Raw genomic sequence first — 19,146 nt, forward strand, 5'->3', positions numbered from 1 at the left:
TCGGATCAGCGAAGCCGTCCGCTCGCATGGGCCAACATCGTAAAGACCTTGCCCTGATCGCTGCCGAGGTAGTGCTCCATGGCGGAGCGATCCTTGGCCGACGATTGCAGCAGGCGCTCGAAGTCCTCGCAATACCGATCCACGGCGTTTCTGAACTCACGGTCCTTATCGTATTTCGCGCGGATATCGTCAAAGGTGCGCTGGCCCTTCAGCGTGTAAAGACGCCGCGTGAAAACATTGCGTTCGCCCGCCTGATAGCGCTTCCAGAGATCGAGCGCGGCATCATGATCGATAGCGCGGGCGATATCAACCGACAGGGAATTAAGGCTGTCGACCACCTGTCCGGGCGAGCGGCGCTCGGCAGGCTGGGCCGGCTCGTCTTCATCGCTGGCCCGGCGCAGAAGACCGCGCACCCAGGAATCGCCGCTGTCGTCCGCGCTCGCACCACCCTCGGAGGGTTTATAGGCGGGTGGGGCCTGGCGAGGCTGGGCAAAGGTTTGCGGATCGTCAACCGATTGCCTCGGCGCTTCATTTCGAGCATGAGCCGGCGCGGACTGATAGACACCCGCTGCGGGCGACCGATCCATCCCCACCGCCGCCTGCACGGGTTGCGAGACTGTTTGCGGCTGGGATGCCACCGAAGCCGATTGGCTGACGATTTGCGACAGTTCCCGAAGCGCACTGATCTGATCAGCGACGGCACGGCGCATCTTGCTCGTGCTTTCGCGGGTTTCGTCCGGCAGATCGAATACACCGCGCTTCAACTCGCTGCGGGTCTCCTCCAATTCCTTTCGGATCGTTTCCGCCGTCTTGCGCATGTCTTCGGTTGCATCGGCGAAGCGGCCAGTCGCCGCTTCCACCGCCTCCGAAACCTGCCGATCAAGCGTCTCCGTCGTCTCGGTGACGCGGGTGCGCAAGCCATCGGTGGTGGCCGACACTTTGCTCGACAGTCCGTCCGTCTTTTCAGTCAGCTCCGTCGCCAAAGTTTCAGCCGCGCTACGCGCCCTGTTTTCGACATTGGAAATGGCGCCGGAAACGAGAAGTTCGAAGCCCTTCATCGACTTTTCGATCTCTTCGCTACGCAGAACCAGGCCGTCAGCGAGGTCTCGCAACGCATCCTGTCGGTCATTGACCGTCGATGACAGATTTGATTGCGCAGCATTCAGCAGATCGGTCGCCTCGCGGAGCATGCCGCCATGCTGATCGAGTGTAGCGACGATGGAAGCGACATCGCGCAGCGTTCCGCCGGAAATCTCCTGCAAGCGCTCCGAATTGTCGTCCATCAGGCGGGCCGAAGCGGCAAGGCTGCGGCCGGCTTCTTCGCTGCGGTTGGACAGGCGATCGATCGTTTCCGAGAGCGATCCATCGACCTCGCCAAGGCTCTCTCTCGCGTTTGCGATCAGCTGATCCAAACGGCTGTTAGAGCTGGAAAGCCGCCCGATCAGATCGCCGACCTCTCCGCTCAGCGAGGTTCGGGCGTTTTCCATCGCCGTCAACGTTTCGGCGGTACGGTGAGCCAGCGCGTTGACGAGTTTTGCGTTTTCCGCACGCAGATGTTCCGTCGCCGCTCGGCTTGCTTCTTCCAACTGCCCTTGCAGACTGGAGCCCTGCTCGGCCAGACGGTCGATCAGCGGGGCTGCCGTTTCGTCGAGAATACGATTGAAGTCTTTGGCACGCATAGCAAGGCTGGTATTGAGCTCACGACCACGCGCATCGAGCGTTTCTTCGATCTGCTTGCTGTGGCCAGACAAGGCTTCATTGATCTCGTTGACACGACCCGACAGCGTTTCCTCAATCTCCTTGGCGCGATTAGAGAAGGTCTGGTCGATGCCGCTCGTCGTGCTGTCGAGAACTTCGCTGAGTTCACGCGCACGGACAGAGATGCTGTCGCCCAGTTCGCCGGTGCGACGCTCCAGATCGGCCTTTGTTTCTCCGATTGTCGCGGCAAAGCGCTGGCTGGCCTCATCGGCGCCGGCCTTAAGCGCGGCCTCGATTTCGGTGACGCCGCTACCGAGGCGCTGATCCATTTCCTCGAATGCCTTGGCGATCGTTTCGGCGCGGTTGCGCAGATCGCTATTTGTCAGGCTTGTCCGTGTGCGAATGCGGTCATCGGCTTCCGTGAAGGCGCGCTCGACCTCAGTCACCGTCTCGCGGACCCGTTCGCGATTGGAATCGAGGACATTGGCAAAATCGGTATCGGCCGCAGCAATCGTCTGCATGATGGCTTCCACACGATCGTTAAGCTGGTTGCCGCTCTGCGACACGCCTTCCGCCAGACGCATTTCCGCAGCAGCGAGTAGCGTCTGAAGCTCGGCAATCCGTTCTGCCACATCCTCCGCCGAACCAGCGACAGACCGGCTGAGTTGATGGCCTGCCGCTTCGACAAGCCCTTCCATATCGCCGACACGGCTACGCAGCGCATCGCCAGCCTTTTCAGCGGATGCAACAAACCGGTCGCCGAGATCGGCAAGGGTCCGGTCGACGGCTTCGGCTTCGCTGGTCAGCGAGCCTTTCAGCCCATCGACGCGTGCGCCCATACGCTCGACCTGCTCGTCGACATCACGGAAAAGACCGCGAAGATTCTCGGTCCGCTCGACAAGGCGGCGCTCGGCTTCCTCGCCAGCACGGCCTGCATCTTCGGCAAGGCGCTCGCCAGCCTCGATGACCACACCGCGGAGCGACGTCGCCACGGTACCGGCCGACTGTTCCAGGGCACGACGCACACCATCAGCGCCAACCGTAAGCGCGTTTTCCATTGTCGTCGAACGCTCGTCGATCATGCTCAGCCTCTCGGCGAAGACGCTATCGAGCCGGTCGCTGCCGCCGCGGACTTCATCCATCATCTGACCGATGAGATTGGACAATTGTTCGCGGTGGTCATGGCTCCTGGCGAATTCTGCGGCGATCTTGTCCGAAAGTTCCGTCTGGATCCGCTCCGCCTCGGCGACATCGTCGCGTAGCGCGTTGGCAATGCGATCACGGCCTTCTTCCAGCCTGGCGATCATATTGTCGAGCCGGTCATCGACCAGGCGAGCCATCTCGTTGGACAAAGAACCAACGCGTTCCGACATATGGGCGCTGCCCTGGTCGATCGATGCCGTCAGTTCATCGCGAGCCGAATTCATCGTACCGGCCAGTTCCCTGGTCCGGTCGAGCAGAGCCGCGTTCATCGCATCGGCTCTGGTCTGCAGCGCGTCGTTCAGCCGCTCGGTGTTGCTTTCCAACGCCCTGGCACGCGTGTCGAACTCACCCAGCAACATTTCGCCGCGCTCATCTAGATTGCTGCGAATGGCTTCCAGCCGGCCATCGAACTGCTGACCGAATTCGCTGGTGGCAGCATTCATGCGCTCCATCGTCTCGCGCGAACGGGTTTCCAGCGTATCGCCCAGCCCAGCAGCAGCGCCATCAATTCTTTCGACGGCCTGTTGGGTGCGGCCTTCTATCGTCTCACCGAGACCGGCGGCTGCGCTGTCGAGACGTTCGACAGCCTGCTGCGTGCGGCTATCGAGCGCTTCGCCTACCCTGGACGCGACCCCATCGATGCGGTCCAGACTATCGCGACTATAGCTGTCGAGGGTCTCGCCAAATGACGTTGCAGCGTCGCCAACCCTCTCGTCGAAGGCCTGACGGTGGCTCGCGAGCGTTTCGTCCAGCCGGTCGAGATGCCCTGTGATCGTCCCGACGAAATTCTCCTCGCCTGCGCTAACCGTATCGGCGAAAGAGCGTGTTCCGTCGGTCAGCGTCGAAGCCAAGCTGCCGGCGCGCTCTTCCATGATTTCCGAAAGTTCAGCGATCCTCGCATCGAGCGATGCCGCAAGACCAGCGCCAATTGCGGAGCCCTTATCTTCCAAGCGAACCAAACGTTCGTCGAGGGATGTGGCCAGCCGGTCGTTCAGCGTTGCGCCCTTTGACTCCAGCGCAGTGATTTGATCGTCCAATGTACTGGAAATCGAAGAGGTGATCGCGACACCCCGCTCGTTCAGAACGGCAAGACGGGCATCGAGCACGTCCGCGACCTTTTTCTCGATATCCGCGCTTCTGTGGTCCAGCGTCTCCAGACGACCGTCGACGGATTCCGCGAAGCGGATGGCGAAAGCGTCACTGCGCTCGTCAATGGCGTTCAGCCGCTCATCAAGTGCCGTAGAAATGCCTTCCTCGAAAAGGCGGCCGCGTTCAGTCATCTTCTCGACGGTCTGATCGAGACCGGTCGTGGTTTCGGCGATGCGCTGCAAGAGAGGCGTTGCAGTCTCATCAAGCCGTGTGCCGACGGAATCGGCAATCGCGCCAATCGCCGCGACCCGCTCGTCCAGCAGATTGGTCAGACCCTCGCCGGAAAGCGAAAGTTGCGAAGACAGCGAAGTCGAGGCTTTGAGGATGCTGTCCCGAATGAAATCGGTGGATTCGCTTAGATCATCGCGCAGCGTTTCGTGCGAGACCCGAACCGTTTCACGCATACGCTCGGCATGATGGGAGACGGCGTCGCGTTCGGCGGCGAGGCCATCCAGCAGACCACGCATGCGCGTCTCGTTCTCGGCATAGGACCGTTCCAGTTCGCTCATCTCACCGCGCATGACGCTTTCGAGACCGGCGGCCCGGTTGATGGCGGAATCGATCCCCTCCTGCATGGCGCGGACTTCACGCCGAACGGCCGATCCGACGGTATGAACGCGATCCATCGCCAATTCTTCAGGCTCTACCAGACGATAGGCAATCTCGGTCATAGATTGCGCAACCATGCGCATTTCCTGCGCGCGCCGTATCAGAGACGCAAAGGCGAAGAAGAGCAGGCAAGGAATAAAGGCGATCAGGAGAGTAATCAGCAGCGCCGGCGAAGACGTCACATTCTGAAGAGTGCTCGCCTCCCAGATCGGCGCATTGAAGAAGAACCCGGCAATAGCGACCGTTCCAACGAACCAGACAATGGAAACGAAAGCTGCAACCCAATATGCGATCAAAGGCGCGCCACGTCGCAAGGAAGCGACAGTTGCCCTATAGTCCTTGCGTCGGTCATCGTCATTTGCGGCAGCAAACCGGCTGCGCTCGTTAGCCGGCTCGTCGTCAGGCACCGACTTCGATTTTGGCGCGCTTTCCCGCGCGATTGCGCCCGCTGCAGCCGCAGTAGAAGCGGTTTCGACCGGCTTGGCGTCATCAGCAACCGTCCCGACTACTTCGGATTCGTCGTCAAAACCCGTCTGAAAGTCGTATGTATCCAGTTCGGCAGCAAAATCGGTTTGCGTTTCGTCCGCAGCGAGATCGAAATCGTCAGCAGCTGTGGTCCATGCCGAACGATTGGCTTCAGCCGGTTCGTCAAATGGTTCATCTTCAGCGCTTTCGGACGAAAGGTCGCGCGCGGCATTCTCGATCTGGGCAGTCAGTTCATCCAGATCGAATTCCTCCAAATGAAACGACTGGTCGTCTGCTGCGACAGGCGCGGTACTCTGAACCTGCTCATCACCAAACTCCGCCTCGATTTCGCCGATATCCAGATCGAAATCGTTTTCGAGCAGACCATCGAGGTCTTCGAAATTTTCTTTTTCGTTGGGTTTGCCGGCCATACGCAACACCTTTTTTTACCGGTTCCAGCTGCTCCGTCAGGAGCAAAGCCCGCCAGTAGAGCGAGCGCTTCAGCCACAACCGTACGTCTTTCATCGTAAAGACTTGGGTCCCGGTTTGAAACCATTTCGTCCGGGCTTATTCATTTGTCTTTAAGTTTAGTTAACGCCGATCAAAGCCAGCATTTTCCTAAGGCACAGCTCTATGGCCTCGTTAAGGCAAGGTTAAGCGAAAGCGTCGCATTATCCTCATATCCTTTGTCAGTGCCGTTTAGGCGCAGGAGTTCGCCATGATCCTTGCACGAAAAATCCAGACCGTCGCTTTCGACCGGCCCGGCGGTGAGCGGTGCGCCCAATCGAAGGGGCGCCCGATCGATCTGGACCATCTTTCGGAACAGACCTTCGGCGACCGTGCGCTTTGCGAGGAGGTGCTACGTCTCTTTTGCACCCAGATTCAGCAGACCTCGTCAGCACTGAAAAACGCCTCGGCGAAAGAGCGTCACTTTCTTGCGCATGCGGTCAAAGGCTCCGCCCGCGGCGTCGGCGCCATGGAGCTTGCCGATATGGCTGCACGTCTGGAAAACGACTGCGCAAACGACGAAGCGCTGAACGATCTTTTCGCGGAGATCGAGCGCGTGCGGGAATTCTGCGCATCGATTCTTAGATGATGTCACCGACCGCGTGAACTGGCGATGGAGTTGACAGTTCTCTCAGGCTTTGCCAATCCGGCATCGTTCAACGAGAGCGGCCAGAGCCGCCCCTGATTCAAATTTCCTCCCCGAGGGTTTCATGCCGAATATCACCTTCGTCGCCCCTGACGGGACGCGTTTCGACATCGCTGCCGAGAACGGCGCCACATTGATGGAGACGGCGGTCCGAAATTCCGTGCCGGGCATCGAGGCGGAATGCGGAGGCGCCTGCGCCTGCGCCACCTGCCACGTCTATATAGAAGAGAACTTCATGAAGGTTGTCGGTGAACCTGACATCATGGAAGAAGACATGCTCGACCTGGCCTATGATGCGCGCGAAACTTCGCGCCTATCCTGCCAGGTTCCGATTACCGACGAGCTCGACGGTCTGGTCGTGACCGTTCCGGAACGCCAGGCCTGAACGCCAGGTCCGCCAGTCCGCCCGCGCGATGTATGTCAGATAAGTCCGAGCGCCCAACTGACGATACGCTTTGCGACATCCTCGAAAGCCAGATTCAAAGTATTGGCATAGGCGTCCGAGCCGGAGCCGACGACCGCCACCTCTGCGTCGAAAGCAGCCTGACGGATGACCTGACCGTTCCGGTCGTTCAATAGACGCACGGAAATCTCGACATAGGCCGATTCGGGGCCGGAGGCCCGGATTTCGAATGCGCGAATATCGGTGATGAGCTGATAGTCGATCGCCAGGCCCTCGCCTGGCGTTCCAACGCCGGCAATGCCAGCCATTTCGAAGGATTGCAGGAGTTTTGACTGTACCAGAAGCGGCAGCCGGTCGCTCCATTGCGCCCCCTCCAGATAGGTCACCATGGTGGGCGATGTCATGACCACGATATTCTGCCCGTCCAACGCTTTGACCGCACTGGGTTCCGGCAAAAGTATCTGTCGCCGTGTCGAGCGGCGCGTTTCGGGATCGGGTGCTGTCAGTCCAAATGTATCGAGTTCCGGCGAACCGCCACCGACGAGCGCACAGCCCGGCACAAGCGCCACCAGCGCAGCGAGAATCAACAGGCGAAAGCGCATTGCGACTGCGGCGCCAAATATTCCGATTTTTGGATGTGAATTTTTCACGAAAATCCGCTTCTTTCCCCTCGTTCCCGCCCTCACGGGAACGCTTACCTGGTGCGACTAGGCGGCAGGACGCCTTTTAATGTCAAGAAAGCCCTGTGCCGATAAGAGGTTCCAACCACCCATCACGCCGACCGTGTCGCCGGTTAGCCACGCTTTGCTACCGTCGCTGACGGCCATCATAGGTCCGGACCTCCCCCTCGCCGCCTGTGATGATGCGCTGCGGATTGCGTCCCAGATCCGTCAGGCTGCGCTCGATCCGTTCAATTGACCGGCTGGCCTGAGTGATAAGTGAACGAACATCCTTGAGCCCACGATCGGTGAAATTCTGGATCGAACCGGCAATCGGACCGATACGGCTGTTCAGTGTATTAGACGTCTGCTGGATTGTGGCGGCTGCTTCGCGAATGGTCGCCAGCGTGCGCTGTGCTTCGGTCATCAGCGTGTTGCCGGCATCGGCGTCCAGCCCGCCCATAAAGGCGTCGGCTTTTGCGAGGATGCCATCGATACGGACAGACGCCGCATTCAGCCGTTCAGCCAGTTCGCGCGCATTCTCGACCGCCTGCTCCACTTCCTGCGGCTCGACGGTTTCCAGAATGGCCTCGGCCCTTTCGACCGATTGCTGAACGCTTTTGACAATCGGATCGATACGCGAGCCGACATCCTCCGTGATTTCCTGAAGGGAGGAAAGTGTCGATCGAGCATCGGCGACAAGCGCGCTGCCCGCTCCTGGTTCAACATCGCCGAGAAACGTATCGGCCTTGGCGACCACATTATCGACGCGTTCGGTCAAAGACGTCAGTTGCTCTGAAACCTGGCGGGCATTGGCGAGGGTCTTCCCGATATCGTCCGATTCTACCCCATCGAGAATGGATTCGGTTTTCTGCAATGCGTTTTGCAGGCTGGTTACGATGGGATCGATGCGCTGCTCAACATTGGCAACAACCTGGCGGACAGACGATAAGGTCTCGGTGGCGTCTGAAACGAGCTGCTGGCCCGCCCCCGGCTCGAGTTCTCCGACGAATGTTTCCGCCTGCGCGATAACGCCGGATACCCGTTCGGATGCGCCTACCAGTTCCTCGGTGATCTTGCGGACGTTCGCGACCGCTTGTCCAAGATCCTCTGGATTGACCGCCGTCAGAAGTTGTTCGATCTGTTTCACCGAGCCTTCGATGGTGCCCGACATTCCACTGATCGTCTCGGAAAGGTCACCGGCTGCAGCCAGGAAGTCGCCGATTCCATCGGAGTTTGCGGCCAACGCCGATGTAAACTGTTCGACGTTCTGCAGGGACTGGGTCAGCGGTTCACGCGCATCGCTGGTGAAGCCCTCAAGCTGGCCGACTACCTCGTTGACCCGGTTGAGGATGCTTTCACCCGTCTCCATCAGCGTGCTCAACTGAGACGGCTGGGCCTGAATGATGGCGCTTCGGTTCTCCGCAGCCGCCTTGCGCAAGACATTCTCTTCGTTCGGATCGCCGCCGGACAATTCGATATTCGCCGTTCCCGTCAAGCCGGCAATGCCAACCCCTGCCCTGGTGGACGGTGTGACGGGCGTCGCGATATCGACCAGCGCATTGGCCAGCGCGACATCGGGCCGGGAACCATCAATGAAAACGGAAGAAATGGTGCCGACGCGCACGCCGTTAAATGTGACGAGGCTACCGCGAGTCAGGCCGCTGGCCGAGCCAGGAATCTGGAACTGCACAGGCACCATTTCTGCCTTGTCGCCCGCGCCGCTGGTCCAGAAGACAAAGCCGAAAGCGGCCAGAAGCAGCACGATGGTGAAGACGCCCACTGCGACGTAGTTGGCCCGTGTTTCCATCAGTCGTTCATCACTTCGCTGTGGACGGCAGCTCGATCATCGTTTGATCTGCCGCGCACGTTTTCCGTTAAAATACGATTGAACCCAAGGGTCCTCACATACCAGCATGTCCTCGATCGTGCCAGCGACCAGCACCTTCTTGTTGCCGAGTACGGCAATTCGGTCACACACCGAGAACAGGCTGTCGAGGTCGTGGGTGACCATGTAGACCGTCAGACCGAGCGTATCAGAGAGCTGACGGACCAGTTCATCGAACTCCGCCGCGCCGATTGGGTCCAACCCTGACGTCGGCTCGTCAAGGAACACAATTGCCGGGTCGAGCGCAAGCGCCCGCGCCAGCGCCGCCCTTTTGATCATGCCGCCCGATAATTCGTCGGGAAATTTCCAGGCCGCTTCCGGCGGCAATCCAACCATCTCGATCTTCAGCATGGCCAGTTCGTCCATGAGCGCTTTGGGCAGATCGAGATATTCGCGCATGGGGACCTGAATGTTCTCAAGCACATTCAGCGACGAGAAAAGCGCTCCCTGCTGGAAGAGAACGCCCATCGCCATATCGATGGCGGTCCTTTCATCGTCTTCCAGTTCCTCGATGTTCTGGCCGAACAGGCTGATCGTGCCACCCTGCTTGCGGTTCAGTCCGAGCACCGTTCGCAACAGAACGCTTTTGCCCGCGCCTGAAGGGCCGATGAAGCCGAGAACTTCGCCAGCGTAGACGTCTAGATCGAGCCCATCCAGCACGGTCTGGCTGCCGAAGCGAACGGTAATGTCCTTGGCTGACAGGATGACTTCCCGGTCTTCGCTGCCATCCGGCTGCCATTCGGTTTTCTCGGCTGTCTCTTCCACAGTCTGCGCCATGCTAAAATCCAATGGACGCAAAGAAGATGGCAAACAGGCCATCGAGAACGATGACGACGAAGATGGACTTGACCACGGATGCCGTGACACGCGCACCGAGGCTTTCGGCGCTTCCGCCAACCCGCATGCCCTCCATAGATGCGATCACGCCAATCGCCAGCGCCATGAAGGGGGTCTTGATCAGTCCCGCAAAGACGGTCGTAACGTCGATCCATCCTTCCATGCGGCTGATAAAAGCGGTGTAGCTGATGTCGGAATAGTAGTTCGCGATCACCATGGCTCCCGCAAGGCCTGCCGCATCGGCAGCGACCGTCAACAATGGCAGGGCGATCATCAACGCGACCAACCGGGGAAAGACGAGAACGCCAATGGGGTTGAGGCCGATGACCTTGAGTGCGTCAACCTCCTCGCGCATCTTCATGGAGCCGATTTCCGCCGTGATTGCCGAGCCCGACCGACCGGCAATCATGATCGCTGTGATCAAAGCGCCGGTTTCACGAAGGACCAGCACGGAGACGAGGTCGACAACGAAGATCTCGGCGCCGAAATAGCGGAGCTGAAACGCGCCCTGCTGCGCGACAATCGCGCCAATGATCGCATTCATCAGAAGCACGACGGGAATAGCGCCGACGCCTATGCGGTGAATTTGCGCCACGATAGCCGTCAGCGAGATGCCATGACCGGAAGAGCCGGCAATGGCGGAGCCAAGAATGCCGAACCCGTCCTTCATCTGCTCCGCGGTCGCATAAACAGCGCGGCCTGTCGCAGCGAATGGCGTCAGAAGGCCAAAACCGGAAGACGGCTTTTCCGGCAGATCCTGGCCCGCCGCGTCGGCCACCGCATCCAGCAAAACTTCCTCGCTGGTCGATATGTTCCGGAATTCGACAGATTTGCCGGCCTTTCGCAGCTGTTCAACTGTCCGACGGATAACGAAAGCGCCTGCCGTGTCGATATTGGCCATAGGCCCGAAATCGAACACCACCTGCTGTGGCGCGCGATCTGAAAATTTGCGCATCCAGCCATCGATACCGGCGATGCTGCGTGTGGTCCAATTGCCGGTCAACGCCAATTCGTGCGAGCCGTCGGCTTGCTGCTCCTGAACGCCGGCCGCGTCCGCTTTGGTTACCGATTCGGCATTGTCGTCTTCACTCGCCATGGGTTCTTCATTATCGGTGTCTTCGACCCATGTCATCCATCATCACCGGCAAGTCACGTTTTAGGAGATCGCATGACCCGCACGCTGACCGCGACGCCCGAGCGCTTTCCGATAGCAGGAGCCTTCGTGATATCTCGAGGCGCGAAGACAGAAGCGTGCGTGGTGCATGTCAACATCACTCAGGACGGCGCGGCCGGTCAGGGCGAGTGTGTGCCTTACGCCCGCTACGGCGAGACTGAGGAAAGCGTCCTCGCCCAGATCGAAGATGTGAGGCCGGCCATCGAAAACGGAATGGACCGGTATGCCCTTCTCGATGCTTTGCCCGCCGGCGCGGCGCGCAATGCGGTGGACTGTGCGCTCTGGGACCTCGAAGCCAAACGGTCCGGGCGCGGCGCGCACTACGATATCTGCGCGATGCCGCCGGTCCCTGTGACCACCGCTTTCACCATCTCGATGAATGATACGGCGACCATGGCCGATCACGCGCGGGTCGCCTCGCACCGGCCACTCATCAAGGTCAAAGTCGGAGGCGATGGCGACCATGCCCGGCTCCACGCGGTGGCCGGCGCCGCCACCACATCGCGCTTCATCATCGACGCCAATGAGGCGTGGACACCGGACAATATTAGCGAGCACCTGCTTTCCGCGCTTCAATACCGCGTCGTTCTGGTGGAGCAGCCTTTGCCGGTCGGGCAGGATGAAATTCTCCGCTCTGTGCCCCACCCCGTACCGATCTGTGCCGATGAAAGCGTCCATACGATTGACGATCTGGAAAAGCTCGTCGGACTTTATGACGTGGTCAATATCAAGCTGGACAAAACTGGCGGACTGACCGCCGCTCTCATGATGATGAAGCGCGCTCATGAGTTGGGCTTCGGCGTCATGGTCGGTTGCATGGTCGGGACGTCGCTCGCCATGGCGCCAGCCGTGCTGCTGGCGCAAAGCGCGGATTTCGTCGACCTCGATGGCCCGCTCCTGCTCAAGCGGGACCGCCAGCCCGGTCTGCGTTATGCCGGTTCGCTCGTCTCGCCGCCCGATGCGGAGCTCTGGGGGTAAACCCGTCATCGCGTGATAGTCTCAGTAAGCCGAGCTGCACTTCGAATTAAGCTTTGTCAGCGTTGAATGGCGCACAGCCCTCGCGAAGGCCTGAAAATTCCGCCAAGATGCTCACCATGCGCAAACGCAAAGATCAGATTGCACCGACTGAAAGACGTCTCCCGCTGGTGACTTGGTTTTGCGCCGCGTCCGCCGTCGCCATGTCATCCCAAAGTTGGGCGGAAGGCTGCAACGAACATCCGTCGAAATGCGAGAGCGCCCACACTTTACAGCTTGCGGAAGCAGATAGAGGCCGGCCAGATCAACCCCGGATTCGGTTGAACGGCCTTTCCCGCAGCAGCGTGGAGCGCGCCGCGAGAGGAGAGGCATCCGAACCGATCGAGATTGTGGAAATCGCCGAACCGCCGCCGCCTCCCATCGTTGCGCCGTCGCCTTCCCCGCCTCCGTTGGAGGTGGTGCGGCCGGAGCCTGTCCTGCGCGATCTGCCGGACGGTCCGATCAGGGCCGTCGGGCCAGCGTTCTTTCCCGACCGAGAAGCGCGACCAGGTCTGCGAGTTCCGGGCCGGAACGCCGGCCAGTAAGCGCCAGCCTCAGCGGCATGAAAAGCGCCCTGCCCTTGCGCCCGCTCGCAGCCTTCACCGCATCCGTCCAGCGCTTCCAGATGGTCTCATCCCACACACCGCCCGGCAGATACTCGAATGCCTCTTTAGCGAAAGCGCGGTCGTCATCGCTTTCGAACGGAACGATCCGCCCAGGCCCATGCTGAACGATAGCCCACCAGGCAGCCGCTTCATCGAAGCGATCGAGGTTGGCGCGTACGATACGCCAGAACGAGGCAGCATCCGGCCCTTCGATACCGAGTTTTCGGAGCCGTTCCTCGACCTCTTCAAAGGGCAATTCATGAAGGATCGCCCGATTCAGTGCCTGAAGTTCGCCCTCATCATAGCGCGCGGCGCTTTTCGACGCGGTCGAGGCATCGAATATTTGCGCCAGACGATTGAGGTCTTCGAACGGTTCCACAGAATGGGAGGTGCCGATCAGCGTCGCCATGCTGGCAACAGCCATCGGCTCCAGACCGTCATCCCTCAAACCGCGTATCGATTGCGCACCGGTTCGTTTGGACAGGCCCGCGCCGGTGGGATCGGTCAACAGATTGTGATGGCCGAAACGGGGCCGCGGGAGATCAAGAGCGTCAAATAAGACAAGTTGCACGCCCGTGTTTGTGACGTGATCGTCACCCCGGATAATGTCGGTCACGCCGAGATCGCCATCGTCGACGACCGAGGGCAGCGTATATAGCCATGTGCCGTCCGCGCGGATAAGAACCGGATCGGACAGTGAAGCCAGATCGACCTGCTGTGGGCCACGAACCACATCGTCCCACTTCACGATGGTCGGACGCGGCGTGAACGGATCGTCCTCGAAATTGGGCAAAAGGAAGCGCCAGTGCGGCTGCCGTCCCTGCGATTGAAGTTCAGCGCGTTCCTCTGGGCTCAGCTTGAGCGCCTCACGCCCATAGACTGGCGGCAGGCGGCGCGACAGCCGGAGACGACGGCGCCTCTCCAATTCGTCCGGCGTCTCGTAACAGGGATAGAGAAGACCGGCGGCCTTCAGCTTTTCAGCAGCATCTTCGTACAGAGCAAAACGGTCGGACTGCCGCACGGTATCGTCCGGCACGATGCCTAGCCATCGCAGATCTTCAACGATAGCATCGGCAAATTTCTGTTCGGATCTGGCCTGGTCCGTATCGTCGAGCCGCAGGATGAACCGCCCCTTATCCCTTTTGGCATGAAGCCAGTTGAACAGAGCGGTGCGCGCGTTGCCGATATGGATATAGCCCGTCGGGGACGGAGCGAAGCGTACGGTTGTCATAATTGCAGTCGCTAGGCCGGTTTCGACTTCCAATCAAGCCATGGATAGCGCTTCATCCTCCAAACGCCTTCGTAATCTGAGAGAAAGAGGCACGAGCGCGAACATCATGAGGGCCGCCATGGCTGCCATGAAGAGGATCTGCATCGAATAATCGAACCCCGCATCGATCAGCATTCCGGTCAATCCGGGGCCGGCGGCCGTTGAAAATACTGTCGCAGCGATGATGACGGAGCGAATTGCGCCCAAATGTGCGGTCCCGTAAACTTCTGGCCATACAGCGCCAAGAAGCGTGCTGGACGTGCCCTGCGCCATTCCAAAACAGGCCATCCAAACGAAGATGGCCCATTCGCCGCGCCCTGTTGCAATGATGACGGTTCCGACGATGAGCGGAAGAAGAAAGATCGGCAGGATACGAAGAGCGGTAAATCTGTCGATCAGCGAACCGCATAGGAGCGCCGAGGCAACTGTCGCAATACTGAAGACCGGATAGCCGGACGCAAAAGTCGCCAGAGACCAGCCCCGGAGCTCAGTCAGATAGACCTGATGGAAGGCGATGGTGGTGCCGACAAAGGGCGGGATGAGTACGCCCGCTAGCAGAATATAGAATAGCGGGTCGCGCAGCGCCTCACCCCTCGTCCAGTCTCGGACGGTCGGCCGGGTCGATATGGGATCGGAGGCCTGCGGCAAACGATCCACGTGCAAAAGCGCTCCGACGATCGGCATGATGATGAGCAGAGCAATGGCTGCAGCAGCGAACCAGGCAGTCCGCCAACCAGCCGACTGCATCATGAAAACGAAACCCAGCGGCAGAACCGCCGCACCGCAATCGATCCCGATCGCGGTGAGAGAAAGGGCGCGACCCCGCTGGGCGACAAACCATTTGCCAATGGCCGTAATCGCCACGTGAACGCACATGCCTTGTCCGAAAAGGCGAAGCAGCCAGACCGTTACGCCCAAAACGACGATCCCTCGGCCGAAACCCATCAGCATGCAGGCCAGCGCGAGCCCGCCGACCGAGGCCGCACCGACAAGTCCTGCCCGCCAGATATCGACGCTGCGGCCGACCCATGGCAGCGCCAGGGCGCTCGCGAGTGTCGCCAGCATATAAAGGCTGCCCCATTCGCCATTGGTCAGGTCGTATTCGGCGCGAATTTCTCCAGCCGAAAGCGAGATGAAGTAGGTCTGACCGAAGGAGGAGAAGAAACTGAGAAGAAATCCGCCGGCCAGCCAACGGGCATTGGATCGGATGAACTGGAGCATGTGTCAGGCCAGAATCTGCGATGGCACACCGACGACCGACGTTCAAACCATCCGGTCCTCAGCGATCTCAAATATGACGTAGCGCCGAAAAACGTTAGACGAGTTCCACATCCACTACGCCCGGCAAGGCTTTCATGGAAGAGGCAATCGACGGATTGACGCGATAGCGCCCCGGCAGTGAAACCTCCACCTCGCCACCATTGTCCGGCTTGAGGACGACCAGGCAAATCTCGCCCTCACCGCGTGGCGCGAGATTGCGCTGGAGAGGAGCCAGCGCCTCACCGCCGCGGAGAAAGACGCGTAGTGCCGAGTGCTGGCTCTCCGCCGCGTCATCCAGACTGCGGAGAGAACCGATCCGAACGCTGGGTCCTTCCGGCCGGTTTTCGGCCGAGACGGTCAGCAATAGCGGACGGCCCGGTTCAAGCAGATCGCGATATTGCAGAAGCTGCTCCGAATACAGTACTGCCTCGAATGTGCCGGTCGGATCTGACAGCATGACGATGCCCATCTTGCTACCAGTGCGGGTGCGCCGTTCCTGCTTGCTGGTGACGGTCCCGGCCAGTCGTCCCGCCGTGGCACCGCGGCGGACCGCACTGGCGAAGTCGCTCCAGTTCTGTACGCGCATCCGGGTCAGGACATCCTTGTATTCGTCAAGCGGATGGGCCGAAATGTAAAATCCAGCCGCCTGATATTCACGATGCAGCTTTTCGGCGCTTGTCCAGCGGTCGGCCGCCGGCAAAGGCAGCCGGTCTCGCGCATCGAGCGTGGCGGAACCGAAGAAATCGTCCTGGCCGCTCACCTCTTTCTCCTGTGTGCGCTGAGACAGGCCAATCATCCGGTCGAGGCCGGCGATCATGGCTTCGCGCCGCTCGCCGAAGCCGTCCAGCGCGCCCGCGCAGATCAGGCTCTCCAGCACCCGTTTTCCGACAATGCGAGGGTCGAGCGCCTCACAGAAATCGGCCAGCGAATCAAACCCACCCAACGCGTCACGCTGTTCCACAATATGATGAACCGCCGCTTCGCCGACCCCTTTAATAGCCGAAAGCGAGTAGAGGATCGCGCCATCCTTTACCTCGAACAGGTGATGAGAGTAGCGCACATCGGGCGCCCGCACCTCGATTTCCAGACGTTCTGCGTCGCGGCGATATTCGTTCAGCTTGTCCGTGTTTGCCATATCGAAAGACATGGATGCAGCAAGGAATTCCGCAGGGTGGTGCGCCTTCAGATAGGCGGTTTGGTACGATACGATAGCGTAGGCTGCGGCGTGCGACTTGTTGAAACCGTAATCGGCGAATTTCGCAAGAAGATCGAAAATCTGGTTCGCCTTGGGTTTCGCGACGCCACGTTCGACCGCGCCGTCGACGAAACGCACGCGCTGCTTGTCCATCTCCGCGCGGATCTTCTTGCCCATCGCGCGGCGCAGCAGATCGGCTTCGCCGAGCGAATAGCCCGCCAGTTCCTGCGCGATCTGCATCACCTGTTCCTGATAGACGATGACGCCTTGGGTTTCCGACACCAGATGGTCGATCTTGGGATGAATCGACTCGATCTCCGCATGACCATGCTTGCGGTCGTTATAAAGCGGGATGTTCTCCATCGGACCGGGACGATAGAGCGCGACCAGCGCGATGATATCCTCGATGCAGTCCGGCTTCATGCCCAGAAGCGCCTTGCGCATGCCCGCGCTTTCCACCTGGAACACACCGACCGTCTCGCCGCGCGACAACATGTCGTAGGTCGGCTCATCATCCAGCGGAAGCGCGCCAAGATCGATCGTCTCGCCCTTACGAGCGATAAACCGCACAGCCATATCGAGCACGGTCAGCGTCTTCAGGCCGAGAAAGTCGAACTTCACCAGCCCAGCCTGTTCCACCCACTTCATATTATATTGGGTGACCGGCATCTCCGAGCGCTGATCGCGATACATCGGCACCAGTTCCGAGAGCGGCCGATCGCCAATCACAATACCCGCAGCATGGGTCGATGCGTGGCGGTACAGGCCTTCCAGCTTCTTGGCGATCTCGATCAGTCGCCCGACAACCGGCTCTTTTTCAATCTCTTCGGCGAAGCGGACTTCATCTTCGACCGCTTTTGCAAGCGTCACCGGATTGGCAGGATTGGCCGGCACCATTTTGCAAAGACGGTCGACCTGGCCATACGGCATTTGCAGGACGCGCCCGACATCGCGAAGAACCGCGCGGGCCTGCAGCGATCCGAAGGTAATGATCTGGGCAACCTGATCGCGCCCATATTTCTGCTGTACGTAGGAAATGACCTCTTCACGACGCTCCTGGCAGAAATCGATATCGAAATCGGGCATGGAAACGCGTTCGGGATTGAGAAAACGTTCGAACAGAAGCGAGAAGCGCAGCGGATCAAGATCGGTAATGGTAAGCGCCCAGGCCACGACCGAGCCCGCACCGGAGCCGCGGCCCGGACCGACCGGGATACCCTGCGCCTTGGCATATTTGATGAAATCGGAAACGATCAGAAAGTATCCGGGAAAGCCCATCCGCTCGATCACGCCGAGTTCGTAATCGAGCCGGTCGCGATAGTCCTGCTCGCTATGCCGATCCCATGGACCATGTTGACCCAGCCGCGCCGACAAACCCTCGTGCGCCTGTTTTGCCAACTCGGCCGCCTCCGCCGCCACAACGGCTGCCGGGTCGTCCACATCGGCACCGGCGAAACGCGGCAGAATGGGCTTGCAGGTTCTTGCACGGACACTACAGCGTCTGGCAATTTCCACCGAATTTTCCGTGGCTTCTGGCAGATCGCTAAAAAGTTGAATCATCTCGTCTTGTGACCGCAGATGATTGTCCGGTGTCAGCCGGCGGCGTTCATCCACAGCTATGACCGTACCCTCGGCAATCGCGACAAGCGCATCGTGTGCTTCAAAATCATCGCGTGTCGGGAAGAACGCTTCGTTCGTCGCGATCAAAGGAAGGTCGTGGTCATAGGCAAGACGAACCGAATGATATTCGATCGTCCGATCGTAACCCGCTGGACGCTGCAGTTCGACATAAAGACGATCGCCGAAGATTTGCGCCAGACGCTTTAGCCTGTTTTCCGCATTCGCCAACCTGTCTGCCGCAATCTCCGTCCCAATCGAGCCGCCCGGACCGCCTGTCAAACAAATGATTCCTTCGGACATCTCTTCCAATTGCGAGATGCTCAGATGCGCCTGTTCTCCAGTTTCGATCTCCAGATAAGAGCGGCTAACCAGCCGAACGAGATTTGCCCATCCCTCTTCGGTCGCTGCGATGAGAACGAGAGACGGGCGAATGGCCGGCATGTGGCTGCGGTTTCTCGCATGATCCGGGTCGAGATCACCAAACTCGACAGCCAACTGACAGGCCAGGATGGGCTGGAGACCCGCCTTTGCGGCCTTTTCGGAAAATTCGAGCGCACCGAACAGATTGCCTGTATCGGCGATGGCAATGGCTGGCTGCCTGTCGGCCAGCGCTCCCTTGATAATCTTATCGACCGGCAATGCGCCTTCGAGCAAGGAATATTGGGAATGAACCCGAAGATGCACGAAACGGGGCATGATCTGTGCGTCTTCCGTCATTACATGCTCCGGCTTTCAACGACTCGCTTCTAATGTTTTTACCTTAACGCTGTGCCCGCCGGTCGTCGCCGGGCGTATCCAACTCAATTGGGACGATCACAGGCCATCCCCACTTTCAACAGGCCGACTTCTTACATCGCGCCCAGCCAGAAGGCGCTCGCAACAAGAAAGCTGCCGATGGAGACCAACGCTGCCATGTCCTGAAGAATATCGCTCATGGAACAAAC

The 19,146-nt window shown here is 59.6% G+C and carries 11 protein-coding genes; 3 read left to right on the forward strand and 8 right to left on the reverse strand.

Annotated elements, in window-relative coordinates; translation table 11 throughout:
- Window positions 1-5: 5 nt before the first annotated feature.
- Window positions 6-5,555 carry a hypothetical protein gene (locus NIM86_RS00615; RefSeq protein WP_253378316.1) on the reverse strand — a complete coding sequence of 1,850 codons (5,550 nt, stop codon included), beginning with the start codon at window positions 5,553-5,555 and terminating at the stop codon, window positions 6-8.
- A 287-nt stretch (window positions 5,556-5,842) separates the two neighbouring features.
- Here NIM86_RS00615 and NIM86_RS00620 point away from each other — a divergent pair, with 287 nt between their 5' ends.
- Both NIM86_RS00620 and NIM86_RS00625 read left to right on the forward strand, forming a co-directional pair.
- Window positions 5,843-6,220: an Hpt domain-containing protein gene (locus tag NIM86_RS00620; protein ID WP_253378317.1), complete on the forward strand. Its 378-nt coding sequence runs from the start codon at window positions 5,843-5,845 to the stop codon at window positions 6,218-6,220.
- Between the two features lie 121 nt (window positions 6,221-6,341).
- Window positions 6,342-6,662, forward strand: a complete 321-nt coding sequence (locus tag NIM86_RS00625; protein WP_253378319.1) for a 2Fe-2S iron-sulfur cluster-binding protein — start codon at window positions 6,342-6,344, stop codon at window positions 6,660-6,662.
- A 35-nt stretch (window positions 6,663-6,697) separates the two neighbouring features.
- On the opposite strand, the gene NIM86_RS00630 is transcribed toward NIM86_RS00625, so the two are convergent.
- From NIM86_RS00630 to NIM86_RS00645, 4 genes are all read right to left on the reverse strand, one after another.
- Window positions 6,698-7,330, reverse strand: a complete 633-nt coding sequence (locus NIM86_RS00630) for an ABC-type transport auxiliary lipoprotein family protein (RefSeq protein ID WP_253378321.1) — start codon at window positions 7,328-7,330, stop codon at window positions 6,698-6,700.
- Window positions 7,331-7,487: 157 nt separating this feature from the next.
- On the reverse strand, window positions 7,488-9,149 hold the full coding sequence (locus NIM86_RS00635) for an MlaD family protein (RefSeq protein ID WP_253378323.1): 1,662 nt from the start codon (window positions 9,147-9,149) through the stop codon (window positions 7,488-7,490).
- A 36-nt stretch (window positions 9,150-9,185) separates the two neighbouring features.
- Window positions 9,186-10,004 (reverse strand): ABC transporter ATP-binding protein, encoded by an 819-nt coding sequence (locus tag NIM86_RS00640; protein ID WP_253378324.1) that lies wholly within the window; start codon window positions 10,002-10,004, stop codon window positions 9,186-9,188.
- Between the two features lies 1 nt (window position 10,005).
- A complete protein-coding gene (locus NIM86_RS00645) occupies window positions 10,006-11,196 on the reverse strand; it encodes an ABC transporter permease (protein ID WP_253378325.1) in 1,191 nt (396 codons plus the stop codon).
- Window positions 11,197-11,232: 36 nt separating this feature from the next.
- Between NIM86_RS00645 and dgcA the strand changes: the two genes are divergently transcribed.
- Window positions 11,233-12,216, forward strand: coding sequence for an N-acetyl-D-Glu racemase DgcA (gene dgcA / locus NIM86_RS00650; RefSeq protein WP_253378326.1), 984 nt, complete (start codon window positions 11,233-11,235; stop codon window positions 12,214-12,216).
- 498 nt (window positions 12,217-12,714) lie between these two features.
- On the opposite strand, the gene NIM86_RS00655 is transcribed toward dgcA, so the two are convergent.
- From NIM86_RS00655 to dnaE, 3 genes are all read right to left on the reverse strand, one after another.
- On the reverse strand, window positions 12,715-14,091 hold the full coding sequence (locus NIM86_RS00655) for a glutamate--tRNA ligase family protein (protein ID WP_253380623.1): 1,377 nt from the start codon (window positions 14,089-14,091) through the stop codon (window positions 12,715-12,717).
- Between the two features lie 30 nt (window positions 14,092-14,121).
- Window positions 14,122-15,348, reverse strand: coding sequence for an MFS transporter (locus NIM86_RS00660; RefSeq protein ID WP_253378327.1), 1,227 nt, complete (start codon window positions 15,346-15,348; stop codon window positions 14,122-14,124).
- Window positions 15,349-15,442: 94 nt separating this feature from the next.
- On the reverse strand, window positions 15,443-18,919 hold the full coding sequence (dnaE, locus tag NIM86_RS00665; protein WP_253378328.1) for a DNA polymerase III subunit alpha: 3,477 nt from the start codon (window positions 18,917-18,919) through the stop codon (window positions 15,443-15,445).
- Window positions 18,920-19,146: the final 227 nt, after the last annotated feature.

This window comes from Notoacmeibacter sp. MSK16QG-6, assembly GCF_024158145.1.
Classification (GTDB): domain Bacteria; phylum Pseudomonadota; class Alphaproteobacteria; order Rhizobiales; family Rhizobiaceae; genus Notoacmeibacter.